Source organism: Amycolatopsis sp. PSD-21 (assembly GCF_055561455.1).
This window is the reverse complement of sequence record NZ_CM145712.1, coordinates 8596337-8616126: the sequence shown is the minus strand read 5'-3', so window position 1 is coordinate 8616126 and position 19790 is coordinate 8596337. Positions and strand designations below refer to the sequence as shown.

Annotated in this window: 19 protein-coding genes; 16 read left to right on the top strand and 3 right to left on the bottom strand. The window is 64.1% G+C overall.

What is annotated here, in order from left to right; translation table 11 throughout:
* Positions 1–19 precede the first annotated feature (19 nt).
* Positions 20–1000, bottom strand: a complete 981-nt coding sequence (locus tag ACZ1DY_RS40505; RefSeq protein ID WP_465482815.1) for a R2-like ligand-binding oxidase — start codon at positions 998–1000, stop codon at positions 20–22.
* A gap of 174 nt (positions 1001–1174) precedes the next feature.
* The gene (locus ACZ1DY_RS40500) at positions 1175–2443 is read right to left on the bottom strand and encodes a sensor histidine kinase (protein WP_465482814.1); all 1269 of its coding nucleotides are present in this window, start codon (positions 2441–2443) and stop codon (positions 1175–1177) included.
* Between the two features lie 74 nt (positions 2444–2517).
* Here ACZ1DY_RS40500 and ACZ1DY_RS40495 point away from each other — a divergent pair, with 74 nt between their 5' ends.
* From ACZ1DY_RS40495 to ACZ1DY_RS40435, 13 genes are all read left to right on the top strand, one after another.
* Positions 2518–3195 carry a response regulator gene (locus tag ACZ1DY_RS40495; RefSeq protein ID WP_465482813.1) on the top strand — a complete coding sequence of 226 codons (678 nt, stop codon included), beginning with the start codon at positions 2518–2520 and terminating at the stop codon, positions 3193–3195.
* Between the two features lie 280 nt (positions 3196–3475).
* A complete protein-coding gene (locus ACZ1DY_RS40490; protein ID WP_465482812.1) occupies positions 3476–4522 on the top strand; it encodes an ABC transporter ATP-binding protein in 1047 nt (348 codons plus the stop codon).
* Entirely contained in the window at positions 4519–5304 is a 786-nt protein-coding gene (locus ACZ1DY_RS40485; protein WP_465482811.1) for an MlaE family ABC transporter permease, read from the top strand. Before ACZ1DY_RS40490 ends, ACZ1DY_RS40485 begins: the two co-directional genes overlap by 4 nt.
* A 2-nt stretch (positions 5305–5306) precedes the next feature.
* Positions 5307–6167: an MlaE family ABC transporter permease gene (locus tag ACZ1DY_RS40480; protein WP_465482810.1), complete on the top strand. Its 861-nt coding sequence runs from the start codon at positions 5307–5309 to the stop codon at positions 6165–6167.
* A 47-nt stretch (positions 6168–6214) separates the two neighbouring features.
* Positions 6215–7519, top strand: a complete 1305-nt coding sequence (locus ACZ1DY_RS40475) for an MCE family protein (RefSeq protein WP_465482809.1) — start codon at positions 6215–6217, stop codon at positions 7517–7519.
* A complete protein-coding gene (locus tag ACZ1DY_RS40470; protein WP_465482808.1) occupies positions 7516–8556 on the top strand; it encodes an MCE family protein in 1041 nt (346 codons plus the stop codon). Before ACZ1DY_RS40475 ends, ACZ1DY_RS40470 begins: the two co-directional genes overlap by 4 nt.
* Positions 8553–9575, top strand: coding sequence for an MCE family protein (locus ACZ1DY_RS40465; RefSeq protein WP_465482807.1), 1023 nt, complete (start codon positions 8553–8555; stop codon positions 9573–9575). Before ACZ1DY_RS40470 ends, ACZ1DY_RS40465 begins: the two co-directional genes overlap by 4 nt.
* Entirely contained in the window at positions 9572–10744 is a 1173-nt protein-coding gene (locus ACZ1DY_RS40460; protein ID WP_465482806.1) for an MCE family protein, read from the top strand. The genes ACZ1DY_RS40465 and ACZ1DY_RS40460 overlap by 4 nt, the downstream gene beginning before the upstream one ends.
* Entirely contained in the window at positions 10744–11919 is a 1176-nt protein-coding gene (locus ACZ1DY_RS40455; protein ID WP_465482805.1) for an MCE family protein, read from the top strand. The genes ACZ1DY_RS40460 and ACZ1DY_RS40455 overlap by 1 nt, the downstream gene beginning before the upstream one ends.
* Entirely contained in the window at positions 11919–13154 is a 1236-nt protein-coding gene (locus ACZ1DY_RS40450) for an MCE family protein (RefSeq protein WP_465482804.1), read from the top strand. Before ACZ1DY_RS40455 ends, ACZ1DY_RS40450 begins: the two co-directional genes overlap by 1 nt.
* Before the next feature lie 98 nt (positions 13155–13252).
* On the top strand, positions 13253–13705 hold the full coding sequence (locus tag ACZ1DY_RS40445) for a hypothetical protein (RefSeq protein ID WP_465482803.1): 453 nt from the start codon (positions 13253–13255) through the stop codon (positions 13703–13705).
* 202 nt (positions 13706–13907) lie between these two features.
* On the top strand, positions 13908–14387 hold the full coding sequence (locus tag ACZ1DY_RS40440) for a hypothetical protein (RefSeq protein ID WP_465482802.1): 480 nt from the start codon (positions 13908–13910) through the stop codon (positions 14385–14387).
* Positions 14384–14956 carry an RNA polymerase sigma factor gene (locus tag ACZ1DY_RS40435; protein ID WP_465482801.1) on the top strand — a complete coding sequence of 191 codons (573 nt, stop codon included), beginning with the start codon at positions 14384–14386 and terminating at the stop codon, positions 14954–14956. Before ACZ1DY_RS40440 ends, ACZ1DY_RS40435 begins: the two co-directional genes overlap by 4 nt.
* A gap of 564 nt (positions 14957–15520) precedes the next feature.
* Here ACZ1DY_RS40435 and ACZ1DY_RS40430 read toward each other — a convergent pair.
* Positions 15521–16489 carry a R2-like ligand-binding oxidase gene (locus ACZ1DY_RS40430; RefSeq protein ID WP_465482800.1) on the bottom strand — a complete coding sequence of 323 codons (969 nt, stop codon included), beginning with the start codon at positions 16487–16489 and terminating at the stop codon, positions 15521–15523.
* A 1166-nt stretch (positions 16490–17655) separates the two neighbouring features.
* Here ACZ1DY_RS40430 and ACZ1DY_RS40425 point away from each other — a divergent pair.
* The 3 genes from ACZ1DY_RS40425 to ACZ1DY_RS40415 are packed head-to-tail and all read left to right on the top strand — an operon-like array spanning position 17656 to position 19785.
* On the top strand, positions 17656–18093 hold the full coding sequence (locus tag ACZ1DY_RS40425) for a hypothetical protein (RefSeq protein WP_465482799.1): 438 nt from the start codon (positions 17656–17658) through the stop codon (positions 18091–18093).
* The gene (locus tag ACZ1DY_RS40420; RefSeq protein WP_465482798.1) at positions 18090–18908 is read left to right on the top strand and encodes an MlaE family ABC transporter permease; all 819 of its coding nucleotides are present in this window, start codon (positions 18090–18092) and stop codon (positions 18906–18908) included. Before ACZ1DY_RS40425 ends, ACZ1DY_RS40420 begins: the two co-directional genes overlap by 4 nt.
* Positions 18909–18918: 10 nt before the next feature.
* Positions 18919–19785, top strand: coding sequence for an ABC transporter permease (locus ACZ1DY_RS40415; protein WP_465482797.1), 867 nt, complete (start codon positions 18919–18921; stop codon positions 19783–19785).
* Positions 19786–19790 lie beyond the last annotated feature (5 nt).

The window sequence follows — 19790 nt, the reverse complement described above, 5'->3', positions numbered from 1 at the left end:
TCGGCCCGGACGGACGACCTCACCCGGCCATCCCGATGGCGGTCTCGACCTGCACTCGGTCCTCTTCTGCGAACTTGTCCTCAAGATTCATCGGCGAGTAGTCGTCGTCGATCTCCTCCACCGGGCGGCCCCGGGCGCTTTCAATCGACTCGAGTCGGCGAGTGACCTTGTCCACGGCGTATTCGGCCAACGTCTGAACGCTGATCCCGAAGGGGGCATCATCGCCGAATGGCGAGAGCATCTCGGTGATCAGGCTGACGGCGTGCGGCAGGAGCTCTTCCATCCTGCCCGTCACCACCGCCCAGTTGGCATCGTCGGCAGCAACATGGCGACGGCACGTGAAGGTGCCCCAAGCCATGTGGCGCCGCTCGTCGTCTCCGATGTACTTGATGATCTGTCGGATGCCTGGCAGGATTCCGCGGCTCTGGCAGATCTTCGCCCAGGCGAAGTAGCCGGTGAGCGCGAGACAACCCTCGACGACGTGGTTGTACGTGACCGAAGCGCGGATCTGGGCGGCGGGCGAGGTGTCGCTGGTGAGGGTGTAGAGAGAGTCAGGCAGTTCTTCCATGAAGATCTTGCGGTAGGCCTCGCCGTTCTCGGTGAACGAGTGCAGGTCGTCCGTGACTCCGACCGCGTCGAACCACATTCGGAAGGCCTGCATGTGCTTGCCTTCTTCGAAGGTGAACTGAGTCAGATAAGTCTCGTCGCCGAGCCTGCCTTCCGCGGCCATCGCGTTCATGAACGGCTGCAGATCTTGGGTCACCGATTCTTCGCCTGCCATGAAATTCGCGGCGAGCACGCAGGTCATCCTCTGCTCTTCCGCGGTAAGGGCGGCGAAATCCGCCGCGTCCTGGGCGAGGTCGATGTCATCCGGATTCCAGAACTTCTTGTTTCCCTTACGGAACAGTTTCATCGGGAATGAGTCAAGACGGAGTCCGCCCTGGGAAAGACTGCCGAAACCGGTCCGGTTCCCGTGTTCGATACTGCGAGTGAGAGGCATGAAAGCTCCTGACGGTCGTGAACGACGTTGTCCGCGAGGCGTGCGGGGAGGACAGGATCACCTGGGCGCGCCCCTCCGTGCACGGTCCGTGCGCGCCAGTTCTGGCCCGGTCGTGCCAGTTCACCGGAGGTCGGCGGCCGGGCCGCCGCACTTCATCGCGGACGCCTGACGGCGTCAGCTCACAGGAATGTCGATCGTGGCGATCAACCCGCCGCCTTGTCGTTGTCGGAAGTCGAGCCAGCCGCCGAGTGCCTGTACTATCTGCTCGACGATCCAAAGGCCGAGCCCGGCAGTGCCGCGATTCGAACCGGTCGAGGTGAACTTGCCCGTGAGCTTTTCGAGGTTCGCCGCCTCGATACCGGGGCCCCGGTCGAGTACGCGGACCCGCAGCCGTCCGTCCCGTACGGCGGCTTCGACGAGCACCGGCTTTCCTTCGCCATGGCGGGCGGCGTTTTCCAGCAAATTCGTCAATACGCGTCGGAGACGCTGGGTGTCGGTGGTGATCGTACGCGCTTCGTCGTCGAATGCGAGCAGGAGCCGTGGTGGCCGAAGGCCGGCGGCGTCCGCGGAGGCGAGCACAAGTCCACGCAGTTCGACGGCGCTGACGCGGCCGGTGCTGAATGTGGGGCGGCGGCTCGCGGCGACGTCCGCGAGTGCGTCGAGCATTTCGGACAAATGGTTCGCATGTTCGGCGACCAGGCGAGTGCTGGCTTCTCGATCCGATTGGGAGACCATGCCATGGGGAGTCGCCAACCCGTATGCGAGCGCTCGAAGGGAGGTCACCGGGGTGCGGAACTCGTGCAAAAGGACGGCCAGTCCATCCTGCTGGGACTGATAGGACTCCAGAAGCCGTTGCCGCAGATCGCGTTCCTCTTCCGCGGCGGTATGTTCGGCCATCGCCTCCACTCGTGCGGCGATCCCGGCTTCCCTCTCCTGTTCGACTAGCCGCGAAAGACTGGCTCCGAGCACCCCGACCAGGACGAGGTAGCCGGCCCACCACGCGCCTTGTCGAGTCCGTTCGCCCCAGCTGGCGAACTGTGGATCGGCCAAGACAGCGGTGGCGAAGTAGACGATGGCGAGCGTGGCCGCCAAGAGCACTGTCGGTCCCAAAGGGAGCCGGATCGCGGCAGCGGTCACGACGAGCAAGAGAATCGCCACAGCGGGACTTTGAGCTCCGCCGGTGAAGGCGACCGCGAGCAGTGCCAAGGCGGAGTCCGCCGCGGTAAGTAGCCAGGCCGCTCCCCCACCGTGTAGTTCCCAGCGGGGGTTCATCGCGACCGCGCCGGCGTAGCAGAACGCCAGCACCAGCACTCCGGCGATAAGGGGCAGATGCCGTCGTACCTCACTGCCGCCGATCACTAGGAGTAGTCCGGCTGACACGACGACGGCGAACCGTACGCAGACCATCACTCGTGCGATGCCCGGTGCTCTGGTAGTGGTCACGATGGCCGTCCTTCGGGTGTGACGTGTTTCCTGCTGACGCGGATTCCTCGGAACCGTCGTGTAACACTAGGACGGTGACTCAACGGCGCTTGGTTGTGGTGATCGTGGACGACCACGAATTGTTCGCCAGAGGACTTTCCTTGCTCCTGACGACCAGCGCCGGCGACCGGTTCGAGGTCGGCGGGATCACCACCCACGTCGAGGAGGCGTCCGCGCTGGTCGAATCGTGTGGTGCGGACCTCGCGCTGGTGGATCTCGCCATGCCACCTCTGGGTGGAACAGCCGCCATCCGTCACATCAAGCGGCATCTTCCGGCTACCAAGGTGCTCGCACTATCCGGTTCGGATGACCTCGAACTCGCCGAACAGGCTCTTCGGGCCGGCGCGGACGGTTATCTCACCAAGTCCGCCGATCCGGAGGTGCTCGTCGCGCCACTGCTGACGGTGGCGGCGGGCTTTCGCGTACTCGAAGCCGAGTTACTGGACCTCTTGCTGACCACTGCGAGAAAGCCGCCGGAGACCCTGCTCGACACACTCGGGTCGCAAGATCTCCGGCTTTGGACATTGTTGGCCAAAGGCTTGGAGACCAACGACATAGCGAACCGGATGTTGGTCTCCGAACGCACCGCGAAGCGGATGGTGGCTTCGTTGCTGAACCGGATCGGCGCCGCGAACCGGGTAGAGGCCGCAGGGCTCGCCGGTGCCTACGGCCTGCTCGACAACCCCGTGTGGGGCGAGAACGATCTGACCTGACTCGCCCAGCGTCACATGATCGCGCCGCGTCCCGTCCGACGTGGATCCTCGCGTCTTCCGGCAAGGGGGAGGATGGTCGCTCGTTCTTGGGCTTTGCCTTACGCCGCCGGATGTCACGTAGGCCAAGGCTGAGATAGGCGGCAGGGACGGGCGCCACAAGAGGCCAGGGCGAACGGCGGTCCCAGGTGGCCTACCGGGGCCATGGTTGGCCCTCCTGACCATGGCGAACGCCTCCATGAGCAGACAGAGTCCCATCATTCCGACTCGACGAGGAGTTATGATGGGTGCTGAGGTGGTCATCGAAGGTCTTTCGAAGTCCTTCGGTAGGCAGGCCATCTGGCGGGACGTCACGCTGACCCTGCCTCCGGGCGAGGTTTCGGCGATGCTCGGTCCGTCCGGAACCGGTAAGTCCGTCTTCTTGAAGTCGATGATCGGTCTGCTGAAGCCGGACCGCGGCCGGTGCATGATCAACGGTGTCGACATCGTGACGTGTTCTGAGCATCAGCTCTATGAGGTGCGTAAGCTTTTTGGTGTCCTTTTTCAGGACGGCGCGTTGTTCGGTTCGATGAACCTCTACGACAACGTGGCGTTTCCTCTGCGGGAGCATACGAAGAAGTCGGAGACCGAGGTCCGCCGGATCGTGCTCGAGAAGCTGGAGATGACCGGTCTCAACGGCGCCGACAAGAAGCTGCCCGGCGAGATCTCCGGCGGTATGCGCAAACGCGCCGGTCTCGCCCGCGCGCTGGTGCTGGACCCGCAGATCATCCTGGTCGACGAGCCGGACTCCGGTCTCGACCCGGTCCGCACCACCTACATCTCCCAGCTCTTCCTCGACGTCAACGCGCAGATCGACGCGACGTTCCTGATCGTCACGCACAACATCAACCTCGCCCGCACCGTCCCGGACAACCTGGGCATGCTCTTCCGCAAGGAACTGGTCATGTTCGGTCCGCGCGAGGTGCTGCTGACCAGCGAGGAGCCGGTCGTCAAGCAGTTCCTCAACGGCAAGATGGACGGCCCCATCGGCATGAGCGAGGAGAAGGACTCGGCTCAGCTCGCCGCGGAGCGCGCGATGTTCGAGGCCGGTCACCACGCGGGCGGGGTCGAGGACGTCAGCGGGGTGCCGCCGCAGATGCAGCCGACGCCCGGCGTGCCGACCCGGATGGGCGCGGTCCGCCGCAAGGACCGCGTCATGCAGATCCTGCACGGCCTGCCGCCCGAGGCGCAGCAGAGCATCATCGAGTCGCTTTCCCCGGAGGAGCAGCAGCACTACGGCGTCTCTTCCCATGGCAAACACCACAGCACCGCCGGCGGTCGCGCGTCATGACCAAGCAGCTTTCCTTCCCCGGCATCGGTGCGTTCCGCGAGACCGGCCGGTTGTTTGCGCTGGGGCTCGACGTGCTCAGACTGATCCCCAAGCGGCCATTCCAGTGGCGTGAGTTCCTGCAACAGGCATGGTTCGTGGCAAGCGTTTCCCTGCTGCCGAGTGCGCTGGTGTCCATCCCGTTCGGCGCGGTGATCGCGCTGCAGATCGGTTCGTTGACTCGTCAGCTCGGCGCGCAGTCGTTCACCGGTGCTGCGGGCGTGCTCGCGACCGTCCAACAGGCCGCCCCCATCGTCACCGCACTGATCATCGCGGGGGCGGGCGGCAGCGCGGTATGCGCGGACATCGGGTCCCGGACCATCCGGGAGGAGATCGACGCGATGAAGGTGCTCGGGGTGTCTCCGATCCAGCGCCTGATCGTGCCGAGGGTACTGGCGATGACGGTCGTCGCGGTTCTGCTCAACGGTTTGGTGAGCATTGTCGGGGTGGCGGGTGGGTACGCGTTCAACGTCTTTTTGCAGGACGGCACGCCGGGCGCTTACCTCTCCAGTTTCAGCGCGCTGGCCCAGCTGCCGGACATCTACATCAGTGAGTTCAAGGCGCTGATCTTCGGCCTGGTCGCCGGGATCGTCGCGGCTTACCGAGGACTCAATCCACGTGGCGGCCCCAAGGGCGTGGGTGACTCGGTCAATCAGGCGGTGGTGATCACCTTCCTGCTGCTGTACTTCGTCAATTTCGTATTGACGACCCTGTACCTCCACGTCGTACCGCCGAAGGGGAGCTGACGATGCCGGACACAGTCTCCCGGACCAGCACGATCACCAAGCGGGCTCGCGCCGTCGCGAGGAAGCCAGTGTCCTCTTTGGACGAGTACGGTGGCCAGCTCTGGTTCTATCTTCGTGCCGTGTTCTGGATACCGAGGACGCTTCGGCGCTATCCCAAGGAGGTAGTCCGGCTGCTGTCCGAAGTGTCGTTCGGCAGTGGCGCGCTCGCGGTGATCGGCGGAACGATCGGTGTCATGGTGGCGCTCAATCTGTTCGTGGGAACAGTCGTCGGCCTCCAGGGTTACGCTGCGCTGAACCAGATCGGCACCGCGGCGTTCACCGGATTCGTCTCTGCCTACTTCAACACACGCGAGATATCACCGCTGGTGGCGGGGATGGCGTTGTCCGCGACGGTCGGCTCGGGTTTCACCGCCCAGCTCGGTGCGATGCGGATCTCCGAGGAGGTGGACGCACTGGAGACCATGGGCATTCCAAGCCTGCCCTATCTGGTCACCACGCGAATGATCGCGGGATTCACGGCCATTCTGCCGCTGTACACCCTTGGTCTGCTGTCGACCTACGTTGCATCTCGGTTCATCACCATCACGCTCAATGGACAGTCGGCCGGAACCTACGACCACTACTTCACGCTGTTCCTCCCGCCTGAGGACGTACTGTGGTCGTTCGGCAAAGTGCTGGTCTTCTCCGTGGTGATCATTCTCATCCACTGCTATCACGGGTATTTCGCGGGCGGTGGACCCGCGGGCGTCGGAGTTGCGGTCGGGCGTGCGGTCAAGAACGCGATCGTGACCATCGTGGTGCTCGACTTCTTCCTCAGCCTGGCGATCTGGGGAACTACGACCACGGTGCGGGTGGCCGGATGAGCGCCGATCGGAATGCGTTGCCCGCGCTCCCGCGGCGGGTGCTCGGCGTGGTCTACCTGGTCGTGATCGTGCTGTTCTTCGGGTTGACGATCGCCGTCTACCAGAAGCGATTCACCCCCGTGGTGATGGTGGACCTGAGGGTTCAGAAACTGGGTGACCAGCTGCTGCCCCAAGCGGACGTCAAGGTGAGGGGAGTCCGGGTCGGTGAGGTTCGCGAGATCGAGATCGCGCCCGACGGCGCGAACCTCCGCCTCGCGCTCGACCCCGCCAAAATCGACCTGGTGCCGCGGAACGTCTCCGCGAGGTTGCTCCCGAAAACGCTGTTCGGAGAACGGTATGTCAACCTGGTGCCACCCTCGGCGGGGCGGGACCGGGTGATCGAGGCGGGCGACACCATCGGCCTCGACCGATCGTCGGCGGCGGTGGAGCTGAACAGCCTGCTCGACAGACTGCTCCCGGTATTGCGAGCGGTTCAGCCGGAGAAGCTCGCCAGCGCACTGACAGCAGTTTCCGAGGCGCTGGCAGACGGTCGCGGTAAGGCGCTCGGGAACACCTTGGCTGGGCTTAACGACTATGTACGTGAGCTGAACCCGTCACTACCGGATCTGACCGAAGACATCCGTCAGCTTTCCGGTGTTGCTGACATCTATGCCGAAGCCGCGCCAGACCTCATTCAAACACTGTCCGATCTCACGGTGACCAGCAAAACCCTCGTCGAGGAGCGACAGAACCTGCAGGCGCTGTTCAGCGGCCTCACTGCCGCGTCGGTGACTTTGCAGGACTTCCTCGAAGGCAACAAAGAGAACTTGATCGGGCTCGCGGCGAGCAGCAGGTCCACTTTGGAGCTTTTGGCGAAGTACGCGCCCGAGTACCCGTGTCTGCTGGGGCAACTGTCGACGCTCAAGCCCAAACTCGACGAGATCTGGGGTGGCGGACGGAATGACAACCACGCATTGAACCTGACCATCGAAATCACCGCGAGCCGCGGAAAGTACGTTCCGGGAAAGGACATCCCCGCGTACCAGGAGAACCGCGGCCCCGCCTGCTACGCGGCGGCGGATGGCGGGAACTTCCCGCAGTACCCGCCTGGCGGGCCCCTGCGTGATGGCTCTACCAGCCCTGCCGCCGGAGCCACTCGTGAGCCAGGACTGAGCCCACTGCTCGACGGCTCGTTCGTCACGCCGGTGGCGAACGGGCGGCAGGTGCCCTCGCCCGCCAACTCTCCACAGGAACGGGCGTTGGTGGCGGCGCTGGTCGCTCCGTCGATGGGTACCAGTCCTGGCGATGTTCCGCAGTGGAGCAGCGCGCTGATCGGTCCGCTCTACCGGGGAAAAGAGGTGAACGTACTGTGAGGTCGTTGGCCGGGCCAGTGACGAAGCTATCGATCTTCGTGGTTTTCACTTTGGCCTCGACGCTACTGCTTTCGATGACGATCGCGAACATCACCTTCAAGCCGTCTGATACCTACCATGCGGAGTTCTCCGACGTCACGTCACTCAACTCCGGCGACGACGTCCGTGTTTCCGGGGTACGAGTCGGCCAGGTGGTCGACATCGCAACCGGGTCCCGAAACCGGAACGTCGCAGAGGTGACCTTCACCGTCGATGCCGGAAGACGGCTGCCCTCGTCGATCCAGGCCGTGCTCAAGTACCGCAACCTCGTCGGGCAGCGATACCTCTCGCTAGAGCAACGACCGGGTCGTCCGGAGGGGATACTCGAGCCTGGCCAGACCATCCCGTTGCGGCAGACGACGCCCGCGCTGAACCTGACTCAGCTGTTCAACGGGTTCAAGCCGCTCTTCCAAGCGCTGTCCCCAGAGGATGTCAACAAGCTGTCGTTCGAATTGATCCAGGTATTGCAGGGCGAAGGTGGAACCATCAGCTCTTTGCTCGGACATATCACCCAGCTGGCGTCGACCATCGCGGGGAAGGACGAGGCGATCGGGCAGGTGATCGACAACCTGAACGTCGTCCTCGACACCGTCAACGGTCGTGGTGATCAGTTGTCGGGGCTGCTGAAAACCCTGCAACAGCTTGTCTCAGGTTTGGCGGCCGACCGTGGCCCGATCGGAGAGTCGGTCAGCGCGTTGGACGGGTTGAGCGAAACGGCGGCGGGTTTCCTCTCGGAGGTCCGGGAACCGCTGGCACGAGACATCGCCGGACTGGACCAACTCGCCGGCACGCTGAACCGCAATTCCCCCGAGGTCGAACGGTTCCTGGCCGACTTACCCAAGAACGTCGAGACGATCACACCGACCGCTTCGTACGGGTCCTGGTTCAACTTCTACCTGTGCGCGGCGAGGGGGGACATCGGCATCTCATCGCTCGGGGTGAACGTTCCGGTGATCCCGCTGCCCGCCACGCAGACCCCGTCGAGGTGCACATCGTGAAAGCGTTCGAACAACGTAACCCGGTTCCCATCGGGATCGCCGGGGTGGTGATCATCGCTCTACTGACCGTTTCGGCCTACTTCTACGACGATCTTCCAGTCATCGGCGGGGGAACGCTGTACCAGGCCGAATTCACCGAGGCGGCCGGGCTGAAGGCCGGCGACGAAGTCCGGATGGCCGGGGTCAAGATCGGTCAGGTCAAGCGGATCGAACTGGCGAATGGTCACGTGCTGGCTACCTTCCGGGTGAGGGAGGCTTTTCTCGGTGACCAGACCCGCGCCTCGATCGAGATCAAGACCTTGCTTGGACAGAAGTACGTCGCGCTGGAATCAGCGGGCAACGGGCCGCTCGACCCCGGCGCGGCGATCCCAGCGGCTCGTACGAAGGCCCCGTTCGACGTCAACGAAGCCTTCGCCGACTTGTCTCGCACGGTCGACCAGGTCGATACCAAGCAGCTGGCGACGAGTTTCGACACCATCGCGCGTGAGCTGTCCGGTACGCCCGAGCAGATCCGCCCCGCGCTCGACAGTCTGTCCGCGCTTTCCACCACGATCTCCAGCCGGGACGAGCAGCTACGAAAGCTGCTGAGCAACACCGGAAAGCTCAGCAAGACACTTGCCGACCGCAGCGGGCAGTTCCAGCGCCTCATCGGAGATGGCACGTTGCTCTTGGACGAGGTGCAGGCCAGGAAGAGTGCGATCAGCAACCTGCTCCACGGCGCTCGGCAGCTTTCAGCGCAGCTCGCCGGCCTGGTGACGGACAACCAGCGGCAGCTGGCCCCTGCTTTGAAACAACTCGACCAGGTGACGGATCTGCTCCAGCGCAATCAGGAGAACCTGAATTCCAGTCTCAACCAGCTCGCACCGTTCTACCGGTTGTTCGCCAATACCCTGGGTAATGGACGCTGGTTCGACGTATACGTCTGCGGCCTGCTCCCGCCGACGGTCGACCTCAACCTGCTCAACATCAACCCCGGAGGTTGCCAGCCTTCCGCGTCGAAGCCCGGAGGGGGCCGATGAAGCTTCGTACCTCGCCTACTCGTTGGCTGTCGGTTCTGCTCGTGCTGAGCCTCGTCGCCACCGGCTCCGTCTGGTGGATCAGCTCACGGTCCGGCGGTACCAGGATCACCGCGGTCTTTTCCCAAGCCGTGGGTGTCTTTCCCGGCGGAGACGTCCGCGTGCTGGGAGTACGAGCAGGGACGATCGAAACGGTGACTCCCGAGGGTGAACAGGTCCTGGTGGAGATGACAGTCGATCCCGGGATCGAGCTTCCCGCCGACGCGGGCGCGGTCGTCGTTCCGCCCAGCTTGGTCGCCGACCGCTACGTACAGCTGACGCCGGTGTACACCGGGGGACCGAGGATGACCGAAGGCGCGCTGATTCCGAGGGCGCGCACGGTCACCCCGGTCGAGGTCGACGACCTCTATAAGAGTCTTGAGCAGGTCGCCACAACCCTCGGACCAAGTGGAGCGAACGCCGACGGTTCGTTGTCGCGGTTGCTCGACACCGGGGCGCGGAACCTGCACGGCAATGGTGCCGCCATCAACGAGACCATCGGGAAGCTCGCCGGCCTGACTTCGACACTCGCGAACGGCAGCAAGGATCTCTTTGCCACCGTGGACGGGCTGCGAAAGTTCACCGGGACGCTCGCCGTGAGCGATGGACAGCTTCGTGACTTGAGTGGGCAGCTGGCCGACGTCGCCGGGTTCCTGGCTGGTGAGCGCCAGAATCTGACCGCCGCGCTAGGAGAGCTGGCGACCGCACTCGACCTGGTCCGCGGGTTCGTCGCCGAGAACCGGGGGCGAATCAAGTCCAATGTGGACAAGCTGGCGTCGGTGACAAAGGTACTGGTCGACCAGCGTGCCGCGCTGGCCGAATCGCTCGACGTGGCACCGCTGGCCCTCGGCAACCTCGCCAATGCCTACAACGCGTCGTCCGGCACGCTGGATATCCGCGCTAACCTGAACGAGCTGTCGGCACCGCCGATCGTGACGGTTTGCGGCCTGTTACGCCGTGGCACACCCACTCAGCTGCCACCGATACTCGCGGACGCGTGCGAGAAGCTGGCGCCGGTGCTCGACGGGGTCGTCCCGCTACCCTCGGCGGCCGACGTGATGGGTGGGCTGCAGAGCGGAAAACTTCCCCCTCTGCCTTTGCTCTCCTCCACGCGACCAAGGGGTGGCCGGTGATGGTCAAGCGGATCTTCCTCGGGTGTCTGGCCGCAGTGGTGGCCTTGAGCGGATCCGCGTGCGGAGCCGGTGGATTCGGCGGGGTATACGACACACCCCTGCCGGGCGGTGCGCCGGTCGGCGATCATCCGTACCGGCTGAAGGTTCAGTTCGCGGACGTGCTCGATCTGGTACCGCAGGCCGCGGTCAAGGTCAACGACGTTCCGGTCGGCCGGGTGGAAACGATCGGCTTCGCGGCCGATGGTTGGACCGCGGAGGTCACCGTCCTGCTCAATGGTGACGTCGCGCTGCCTGCCAACGCCGGTGCGCTTCTCGTGCAGTCCAGCCTGCTCGGCGAGAAGTACGTGTCGTTGAGCAGTCCGCGAGAGCCGGCTCGGGAACGGCTCGTCGACGGCGGAGTCATCCCGATACAGCGTACGAACCGCAATCCTGAGGTGGAGGAGGTGTTCGGCGCGCTCTCGATGCTGCTCAACGGTGGTGGGGTCGAACAGATCCGTACGATCAGTCGTGAGGTCAATGACGCGCTAGCCGGTAAGGAAAGTGACATCCGGGCGCTACTCGCGAACGTCGACAAGCTCGCGGGGGAACTTGCCGGGCATCGCGGGGACATCACCAAGGCCATCGACGGACTCAACCGGTTGTCGGGCACGCTGGTCGGGCAAAACGCCGGAATCGCGACCGCGCTCGACGAACTCGAACCCGGCCTGCGCGTATTGACCGAGCAGCGGGGAGACCTGGTTCGGATGTTGCAATCGCTCGATAATCTTTCCGGAGTCGCGGTGAACACCCTTGATCGGTCTCGTGAAGACCTGGTCAGGGATCTGCGAGCGCTCCAGCCTACGCTGGCGAAACTGAACGAGTCAGGCGACAAGCTGCCTCGCGCGCTCGACGTATTGTTGACCTTTCCGTTCACGAGCAGGTCTCGCGAGGCCATTCGTGGTGACTACACCAACCTCGATCTCAGGCTGGATCTCAAGCTCGACAGCCTCCTCACCAATTTGTTCCTCAACCCGAAGCAGCCGCCGATAGCGTTGCCGGGACTGGGAAATCCGCCTGCGTCCCCGGATCTCGCGGCACCACTGCCGCTGGCTTCCCCAGCACCGACGACCATGGTGCCGCCTGACCTCGCAGCGGTCGTTCCCGGTGTGCTCGGCTCTGTGCTGGGAGGACGCTGATGCTGACGCGCAGAATTCGGATCCAGGTCGTCATCTTCGTACTGATCGCCGTGGTCGCGATCGGCTACACGGGTTTCCGTTACGCCGGATTGGGTACCTTGCTCGGACAAGACGGAACGGTGGTCAAGCTTCAGCTGGCCGACTCCGGCGGCATCTTCACCAATGCCGATGTCACCTACCGGGGAGTGACAATCGGCAGGGTCGGCGAGCTCACTGTGATCCCGGAAGGTACCCAGGTCGACCTGGTGCTCGACGAGGAGGCGCCGCAGGTTCCCGCTGACGTGGAAGCCGTGATCGCGAATCGGTCCGCCGTCGGTGAGCAATACGTGGACCTGCGGCCCCGCACCGGCGGCGGCCCGTTCCTTGGTGAGGGGGCCACGATCAAGGTCGCGGACACGATCGTCCCAGTGCCTCTGGAGCGATTGCTGGGCAACGTCGAAGCACTGGCGGCGAGCGTGCCGACAGAGTCATTGAAGACAGTCGTGGACGAGCTCTACAACGCGTTCAATGGCGCCGGGCCGGACCTGCGCACCTTGCTCGACTCGACCGGGACGCTGGTGGGGAGCGCGAAGGAATACCTGCCGGCGACCAAAGAACTACTGGCGTCGACACGCACTGTTCTGTCGACGCAGAACGTAGAAGCAGGGAACATTCGTTCGTTCAGCAAGGATCTGAAGCTGCTCGCGGCGGAGTTGAAGAAGTCTGATCCGAGCCTGGAGCGTTTCGTGCGCGCCGTGCCTCCGGCGTCCGCGGAGATCGATGGATTGCTGGCAGAGTCGGGGCCGGGGCTGGGAGCCGTGATCGCCAACCTCCTCACCACGGCCGACATTCTCGGTCCGCGCACGGCCGGACTCGAGAACGTCCTTGCCACCTATCCACTGCTCGCCGCGGCCGCGAACACCGTTGTTCCCGGAGACGGGACCGCCCATCTGGGACTGGTGCTCAACTTCTTCGATCCGTTGTCGTGCACCAAGGGGTATGGGGGCGTCCAGGCCCGGTCGGCGGAGGAAGTGACGACGCGGCCCGTACCGGCAGGCATCTATTGTGCGGAAGCCGCGGGAAGCCCTACTTCCGTACGCGGCGCGCAGAACGCGCCCTTCGGTGGTATTCAGCGGACCGCGCCGGCCGCCCGGACTCCCGGCCCCGACCGGGGTGCGGTATTGCCCGGTTTGGCCGGACTCAGCTCCAGCAACGGCCCGACCGACCTCGCCGGAATGCTTGGGCTCGGCCGGTGACCAGCAGTAAGGAAGAGACCGTGAAAGACAGCAGCACAACGCCGATCTGGGCTCGAAAGCGATCTTTGACTTCCCTGTCCGTCCTGACCGTGATCGCCATGGCCGCGGCGATCTGGTTCGGCTACGGCTATCTCAACACCGATGACGGTGCTGTGGCGACGGCCGGCGCCCGTGCCGAGGCCGAACGTGCGGGCGAGCGGGCGATCGCGGTCTTCGGCACGCTCGACCACCGCGCGGTGGACGCCGGACTCGATGAGTGGCAGCAGGTTTCGACGGGTCCGCTCGGCGACGAGGTGCAGAAGTCGCGTCATCAGCAGGCGCAAGTGATCAAGAACGGCAAGACCTCCTCCAACGCCAAGATCCTTGCCGCGGGGCTGACCGAACTGGACGTATCCGGTGGTGTCGCGAAGATGATCGCCGTCGCCGAGATCGTCGTCACTCCTGAGCAGGGCCAGCCCGTCACGAAGCGGAATCGCTTCCTCGCCGAGCTCAAACGAACCGACCAGGGCTGGAAGCTCAGCTCTCTGCAGGCACTCGCCATCGGTGGATGAGCACAGGATCTCCCGAAAGGATCTTCGTATGTCTCAGCAGAGCAACCACGCGACCCGGAGTCGTAGGCGTCCAGTAGTGGCAGGGCGTCGGATGTCTGCCACGCCGAGCCCAGTTCCGCGGAGTGCGCCGGAACCAGAGCCGGAGCCGGCACTCGAAAGCGGAGAGGTCGTCAGACGGGACCGGGGTACTCTCGTCGCAATCGTGCTGCTTGTGCTGGTGGCGGTCTTTCTCAGCATCGCCATCACCGCCGGTATCGCGACGAACAGGATTCCAGACGAGGAGGCTCGAAATCTGGCGCTGACCGATGCGGCGGCGACAAGTTCGGTTCTGAGCCAGGTGGAGTCGGCCGTTGAGACGGTTTTCTCGTATGACTTCAGCAATACGGCGAAGACGCATACCGCGGCACAGAATCTGCTCCGAGATCGGGCGGTTGAGCAGTACAACCAGTTGTATGAGCAGGTGAGGAAGCTCGCTCCGGAGCAGAAGCTGGTCCTGACCACCACGATCCGGGCCTCTGCCGTGACCAGGCTCGAGGACGACCGGGCGCAGCTTCTCGTCCTGGCCGACCAGCGGTCGACGCGCGGTGATACCAACCAGACCGGTAACGCGGCCGCTCAGCTGTCGATTGTCGCGAGAAAGACCGATGAGATGTGGCGCATCAGCGAACTGAATGTTCTGTGACCACAAAAGAGGAAATTGCGAGAACGAGTGAAGATTGGGATCTCACCGGTCTTGCCAGGTGTGGCGACCTTGATGCTTTTTCGCAGTTGTATGAGCGCTATCATAGTAGCGTTTATCGCTACGCCCTCGCGCGTACTAAAAGTCAAGTTCTCGCCGAGGAGGTGGCCAGTGAGACATTCTATCGTGCGTTTCGGCGACTTGATTCGCTCTCTTATCGTGGTGCATCGCCCCGCGCGTGGTTCATGACAATCGCACGGAACATCATTTTCGACGAGGTCAAGTCTGCGCGCCGGCGTTACGAGGTATTTCTGCCGGAGGGTTTTGATGTGGCTGCGCACAATTCCGATCCGGCCATGGACGTTTGTTGGCGTGCGGAAGCGGCAAGGGTTCGGGAAGGTATGCGAGTACTGACCGCTGATCAGCGGGACTGCCTCTACTACCGGTTTTTCGAGCAGCTGCCGGTGCGCGAAGTCGCCAGGATCATGGGGCGCACCGACGTCGCGGTCCGGGTGCTGCAGACGCGAGCTGTTCGACGCCTTCGGGCCTACGTGCTCGCTGAGGGCGACTGATCGCGGTGGGGGTGGGACTTCCAGGAAGTCTGCCGTCGCCGGACTGAGCCCGTCTCTCGGAAACCCGCTTGTCACCGCCGGTGGACGAGCGGGTGGTCGCAAATCGCATCGCCGAGCTGAGGGTGGTTTGCGGGAGATGCCAGGCGAGTACACGATTTGCTTGAAGCTCGCCCGGTCGTGACGGGGGCTACGACCCGCAGGAGCGGAAGGGGGTGCGGCCGCGGCGGCGAGGAAGCGGTGAAGGGGACGTCTCGCGGGAACGTCACGAAGGGAGGCACCCCCGGGTTCGCGCGAGCAGTTGCCGACCGCTGTCGTCGTACTCGCAGCCACACACGATCCGGACGATGTCGACAAGATCCTGGTCGGCGCCCTTGCCGCTCATGTCCGCCTCACCGTCCTCTGCGAAACTGCGCAGTACCTTCGTCCATGTCCATGCCGGTTGGGTCGGCGAGCTCCGGCGCGGTCTGCTCGCCGCTTTCGGTCGCGCCGGACGGGAGCGTGTCGATTTGTGAGCCGTTGAGCCGTCGAAATCGAGTTCGGGGGCTTGGTCTTCTCGGCGGTAGGCTATACACCTTTGTAATTCGGTGAAGTGCTGCTCGTGGAGATCTTGTGCTCAAGGCGCAGCGGCGAGTGGTCGCGCTCGATGTCCTCGCACTGTCGCCCGCGTGCCTGCGCGACCGAATCCAGCCGCAGACGGGCCTTGGCCAGTGCGGACGAGGCGAGTAAGTCGGCCTTGATCTCACAGGGCGCATTCGACTCGAACGGTTCCAGCACGTTTGAGATGAGTGCAGTGGCGAGAGGTAGAAGGTGCTGTGTCCGTTCGATCACGGTCGTCCAGTTGTCGTCGTTGGCGGCGACGTGGCGGCGGCAGGTGAACGTGCCCCAGGCTACTTGACGGTGTTCATCGGCAGAGATGTGCCGGACGATTCGGCAGAGACCGGGGAATATGCGGCGATGCTGGCAGATCTTTTCCCAAACGGCATAGTAGGTCAGGCTGAGACAGCCTTTGGCGATGTGGTTGTGGGTAACCGCGGCACGGATCTGAGCGGCCGGCGAGTCGTCCTCGGTGAGGGTGTACAGAGACCACGACAATTCCTCGAGGAAGATCCGCTGGTGGACGTCCCCGCCGGAGGTGGGGCGGGAATGGACGTCATCGAGCCCGACCGCGTCGGACCACGCCCGTAACGCAAGTCTGTGCTTCGCCTCCTCGAAAAGCAGTTGCGTCAGGTAGCTCTCGTCCTCCGGCCTGCCTTCGGCGGAGACCGCTGTCATGAACGGTTGCAGGTCTTGGACGCCCGGCTCGCCGGTGGCCATCAGGTTCGCGGCGGCCACTCGAATCAGGCGCTTCTGCTCGGCGGGCAGGGCCGCGTAGTCGGCCGCGTCTTGAGAAAGATCGATGACGTCCGGGTTCCAGAACTTGGCGTTACCGTCGCGAAAGAGCTTCCTCGGAAGGGGTTCGGGACGATTCTTGTGAACAGGCCCGAGATTTGCTCCGTTGGGCCGGCCGGGCGCGAGATCACGGGTGATGAACATGGCCACTCCAGACGTTCGGCAACCGGCGCCGCAAGGATCACCTGGCCCGCCCCGGCCTGACTTGGTCCGCGAGTGCCAGGGTTGGCCTTCGCGGGCCAACGTTCGAAGCTCGAGGTCGGTAGAAGGAGATCTCGACCTTGGCGCCCAGGCCATCGCAACGAGAGTGATGGGGTCGATGCGTCAGTCACCCGATCGTGGCGTCTGCTCGACGATCCACAGGCAGAGGCCTTCCGTGCAGTGGTTCGAGCCTGCCTGTCGGCGGCCAGGTGAGATTCCTCGCGGACGGCCACACAAGGACGGCCATCATGGTTCCCCGCTGACGGCCAGTCGCACGCACGGTAAGCACCCCTGCGGGCTGCCGGTCGACGCCGAGGCGCCCGGCACACGCGGCGAACCCGGACACCGCCCCCGAACGTCCGCGCCCCGACCTGGGCTATCGAGCACCGCCGGAGCGAAGCGCGCGGACACCATGCCCGTCGTCCCGGATTCAGCTCTGCCTCTCCACGCACCCCGCGATTACGCAACGCAAGCCTCACTGACGGCCAGATAGCTCCTCGGTAACCGGCCGCCAAGCGGGGAGAAGGAACTGGCCACTGACACCTGCCGCGGTTGAACTTGCCGGTCGACTTTCCGAGCCCGCCCTCGTCGACATCCGGGCGGCGGAGCCGAAGCTCGCCACCTGCGATCTCGGTTCAGACGGCGACGGGCTTGCCCTCCCATGACGTGCGGCCTTCTTCTGCTGATCAGCCGGCATACGACGGAACCGTCGACGAGTGGCGCCGGTCGGCGCTTCGCTCTCGCGACTCAGAGTGACCGCAGTGCGCCGATTGGTGGCGGAACGGTGCCCGGGGTGCCGATGCCGGTGATCACGGAAGCCCAGCCCTCTTTTTCGTGGGCGGCGCCGTTGACGAGCGGCGCGGGCGGTCGGTTCGAGGCCGGCGGCGGGCGCACGCGGTCCACGGCGTCGCGTCGTCCTGCGGCTCCCACCCGCCTCGGACCCCGCGGTTCCGGCAAGCCGAGGGGGACCTTGGCTACCCCAACGGGTAGGTGATTTGCCGCCAGGTGGTGATGTAACCCCGGTTCTGTGACCAGCATCATTACCCACCATCGCAGTCCACGACGCGGCTGACCAGTGTGGACGGTCACGCTCGGAGAAGGAGTTGGGTTTGATGGTGAGCCGATCCCGAGTCGGACCGGGCGCGCGCTCCGGCGACCAGCCGTCTGTATCGGGGGGAATAGATCTCTCGGCCTTCGGACGCGGCGTTTGGCGTGGCTTCGCAGTGCTGGTGATCGGTGCGCTGCTCCAGCCCATCGCGGCCGCCGTCGCTCCGGTGGCGGGGGCGAGCTTCCTGCTGATCACCGCGGTCACCGCCTTCGTGATCGCTGGTTTCCGCACGGGTGGTGCGCGATCTCCGATCCTGCACGGCGCGGTGACCGCGGTCGGTAGCTACGCTCTCGTGCTGCCGCTGGTCTTCATCACCTCGGTGCCGATCGGACCGGCGCAGATACTGGCCACCGTCGGAGTCGCGGTCGCGGCCGGTGGATTGGCGGGGCTTGCCGGGAATCTCATTCGTGCTCACCGGCATCAAGGCGGGGAAAAATGACGGTGGCCAAATCCGCCCCCACTCGTCGATGGACCACAGTCGTCCAGCGCCCGCTGGTCGAAGCCGGAGAGATCGTCCATCTGCTCGGCCGAGTGCTTTGGCTGGCGGTTCGGCACCCATTCGGTTACTGGGGCGAAGTCCGCGACCTCATGTTCGAAACGCTGCGCAGATGCTGGCTTCCGGTCATCATTTCCACGACCGCGCTTGGTTTCGCCGGCCCGGGGATGCAGGGTGGCAGCCTCTACAGCGTACTGGGCATTCCTGACCGGCTCGGTTCCTTTCTGTTGATGGCGAGTGTCCGTGAGTTCGCACCGTGGATCGACGCGATGATCGTGGCCGGTGTGATGGGCACCGCCATCACCGCCGACCTCGGCGCGCGGCGGATCCGTGAGGAAATCGATGCGATGGAGGTACTGGGGGTCGACCCGGTCCGGACCCTGGTGCTGCCCCGGATCGTCGCGGTCACTCTGATGACGGGGCTGCTCGAGGTGTTCGCGCTGGTCTGCGGCGTGATCGGCGGATACATCGCGGCGGTGCCGATCTTCGGTGCCACCGGCGCGGCCTTCATCGGCAACTTCTGGTCCAACGCCACTACGACGGATATGTGGGGCAGCATCGTCAAGACCCTCGCATTCGGGCTGATCCTGTCGGTTGTGTGTTGCTACAAGGGGCTGAACGCACAAGGTGGCCCGATCGGCGTCGGCCGTGCGGTCAACCAGGCGGTGGTCATTTCGTTCGCATCGATCTGGATCTTCAACTATGTGTACACATCCGTGCTGCTCGGACTGAACCCCGACATGCAGGTTTTCAAGTGAGGGAAGCGGAATGACCGGAAAGGTTCGGCGCGGGCCCTTGGAAAACCCGACTGGCCGGCAGAAGACGCCCGACGTCGAAATCACCTTCGCCGGCATGGCTGCGAAACTGAAAGGCGGGGTCGCGGTCGGCGGGGAGATCATGAAGTTCGCGGGCCGCACGGTCCGCAGCCTGCCAGAGCTGCGCCACCATGTCGCCGAGGTGTTCGCTCAAGCGGGCATTCTCATCTTGTCCAGCGGAATCATCATCTGGTTGATGCAATTCGTTGTCGGCACCATGTGTGCGACGGAGGCCAGCTACACCCTCAAGCAAATCGGCGCACCGATCTACTCCGCGGTGTTCAACGACGTTTGTGGTCTGCGCGAGATGTCGGTCTACATGTGGGCATATATTTTTGCCGCCAAGGTCGGCTGTGGACTCGTCGCGGAGATCGGGTCGATGCGTATCGCCGAGGAGATCGACGCGCTCGAGGTTCTCGGTATCAAGTCCCGCAGTTATCTGGTCGGCACCAGAATCGCTGCGGCGTGGCTGTGCATGCCGTTCCTCTACATCGTCGGTTTGGGACTGATGTTCATTTCCATGCACCTGGTAACGGTGTACCAGCTGGGAACGGTTTCAAGCGGTGGATATTCCTTTGTGTTCTGGTTGTTCCAGAATCCATATGACCTTATGGCGGCGATGTCAAAAATGGTCGCGATGGGTACGGTCATCATTTTTGTCGGCTGCTACTACGGATACACCGCCTCCGGTGGATCGGTAGGGGTCGGAAGGAACACGGCGAAGTCGATGATGCTGAACATGGTGCTCATTCATGTCATCGGATTGCTCGGCACCTGGTTCTTCTGGGGTTCCTACCCGAACATGCCGATCGGTAACTGACAAGG

What these genes read in the sequence shown, in the direction of transcription:
- ACZ1DY_RS40505 (WP_465482815.1), bottom strand. Translation starts at nt 1,000, where the DNA reads ATGCCTCTCACTCGCAGTATCGAACACGGGAACCGGACCGGTTTCGGC.
- ACZ1DY_RS40490 (WP_465482812.1), top strand. Translation starts at nt 3,476, where the DNA reads ATGGGTGCTGAGGTGGTCATCGAAGGTCTTTCGAAGTCCTTCGGTAGG.
- ACZ1DY_RS40485 (WP_465482811.1), top strand. Translation starts at nt 4,519, where the DNA reads ATGACCAAGCAGCTTTCCTTCCCCGGCATCGGTGCGTTCCGCGAGACC.
- ACZ1DY_RS40480 (WP_465482810.1), top strand. Translation starts at nt 5,307, where the DNA reads ATGCCGGACACAGTCTCCCGGACCAGCACGATCACCAAGCGGGCTCGC.
- ACZ1DY_RS40460 (WP_465482806.1), top strand. Translation starts at nt 9,572, where the DNA reads ATGAAGCTTCGTACCTCGCCTACTCGTTGGCTGTCGGTTCTGCTCGTG.
- ACZ1DY_RS40455 (WP_465482805.1), top strand. Translation starts at nt 10,744, where the DNA reads ATGGTCAAGCGGATCTTCCTCGGGTGTCTGGCCGCAGTGGTGGCCTTG.
- ACZ1DY_RS40450 (WP_465482804.1), top strand. Translation starts at nt 11,919, where the DNA reads ATGCTGACGCGCAGAATTCGGATCCAGGTCGTCATCTTCGTACTGATC.
- ACZ1DY_RS40445 (WP_465482803.1), top strand. Translation starts at nt 13,253, where the DNA reads ATGGCCGCGGCGATCTGGTTCGGCTACGGCTATCTCAACACCGATGAC.
- ACZ1DY_RS40430 (WP_465482800.1), bottom strand. Translation starts at nt 16,489, where the DNA reads ATGTTCATCACCCGTGATCTCGCGCCCGGCCGGCCCAACGGAGCAAAT.
- ACZ1DY_RS40420 (WP_465482798.1), top strand. Translation starts at nt 18,090, where the DNA reads ATGACGGTGGCCAAATCCGCCCCCACTCGTCGATGGACCACAGTCGTC.
- ACZ1DY_RS40415 (WP_465482797.1), top strand. Translation starts at nt 18,919, where the DNA reads ATGACCGGAAAGGTTCGGCGCGGGCCCTTGGAAAACCCGACTGGCCGG.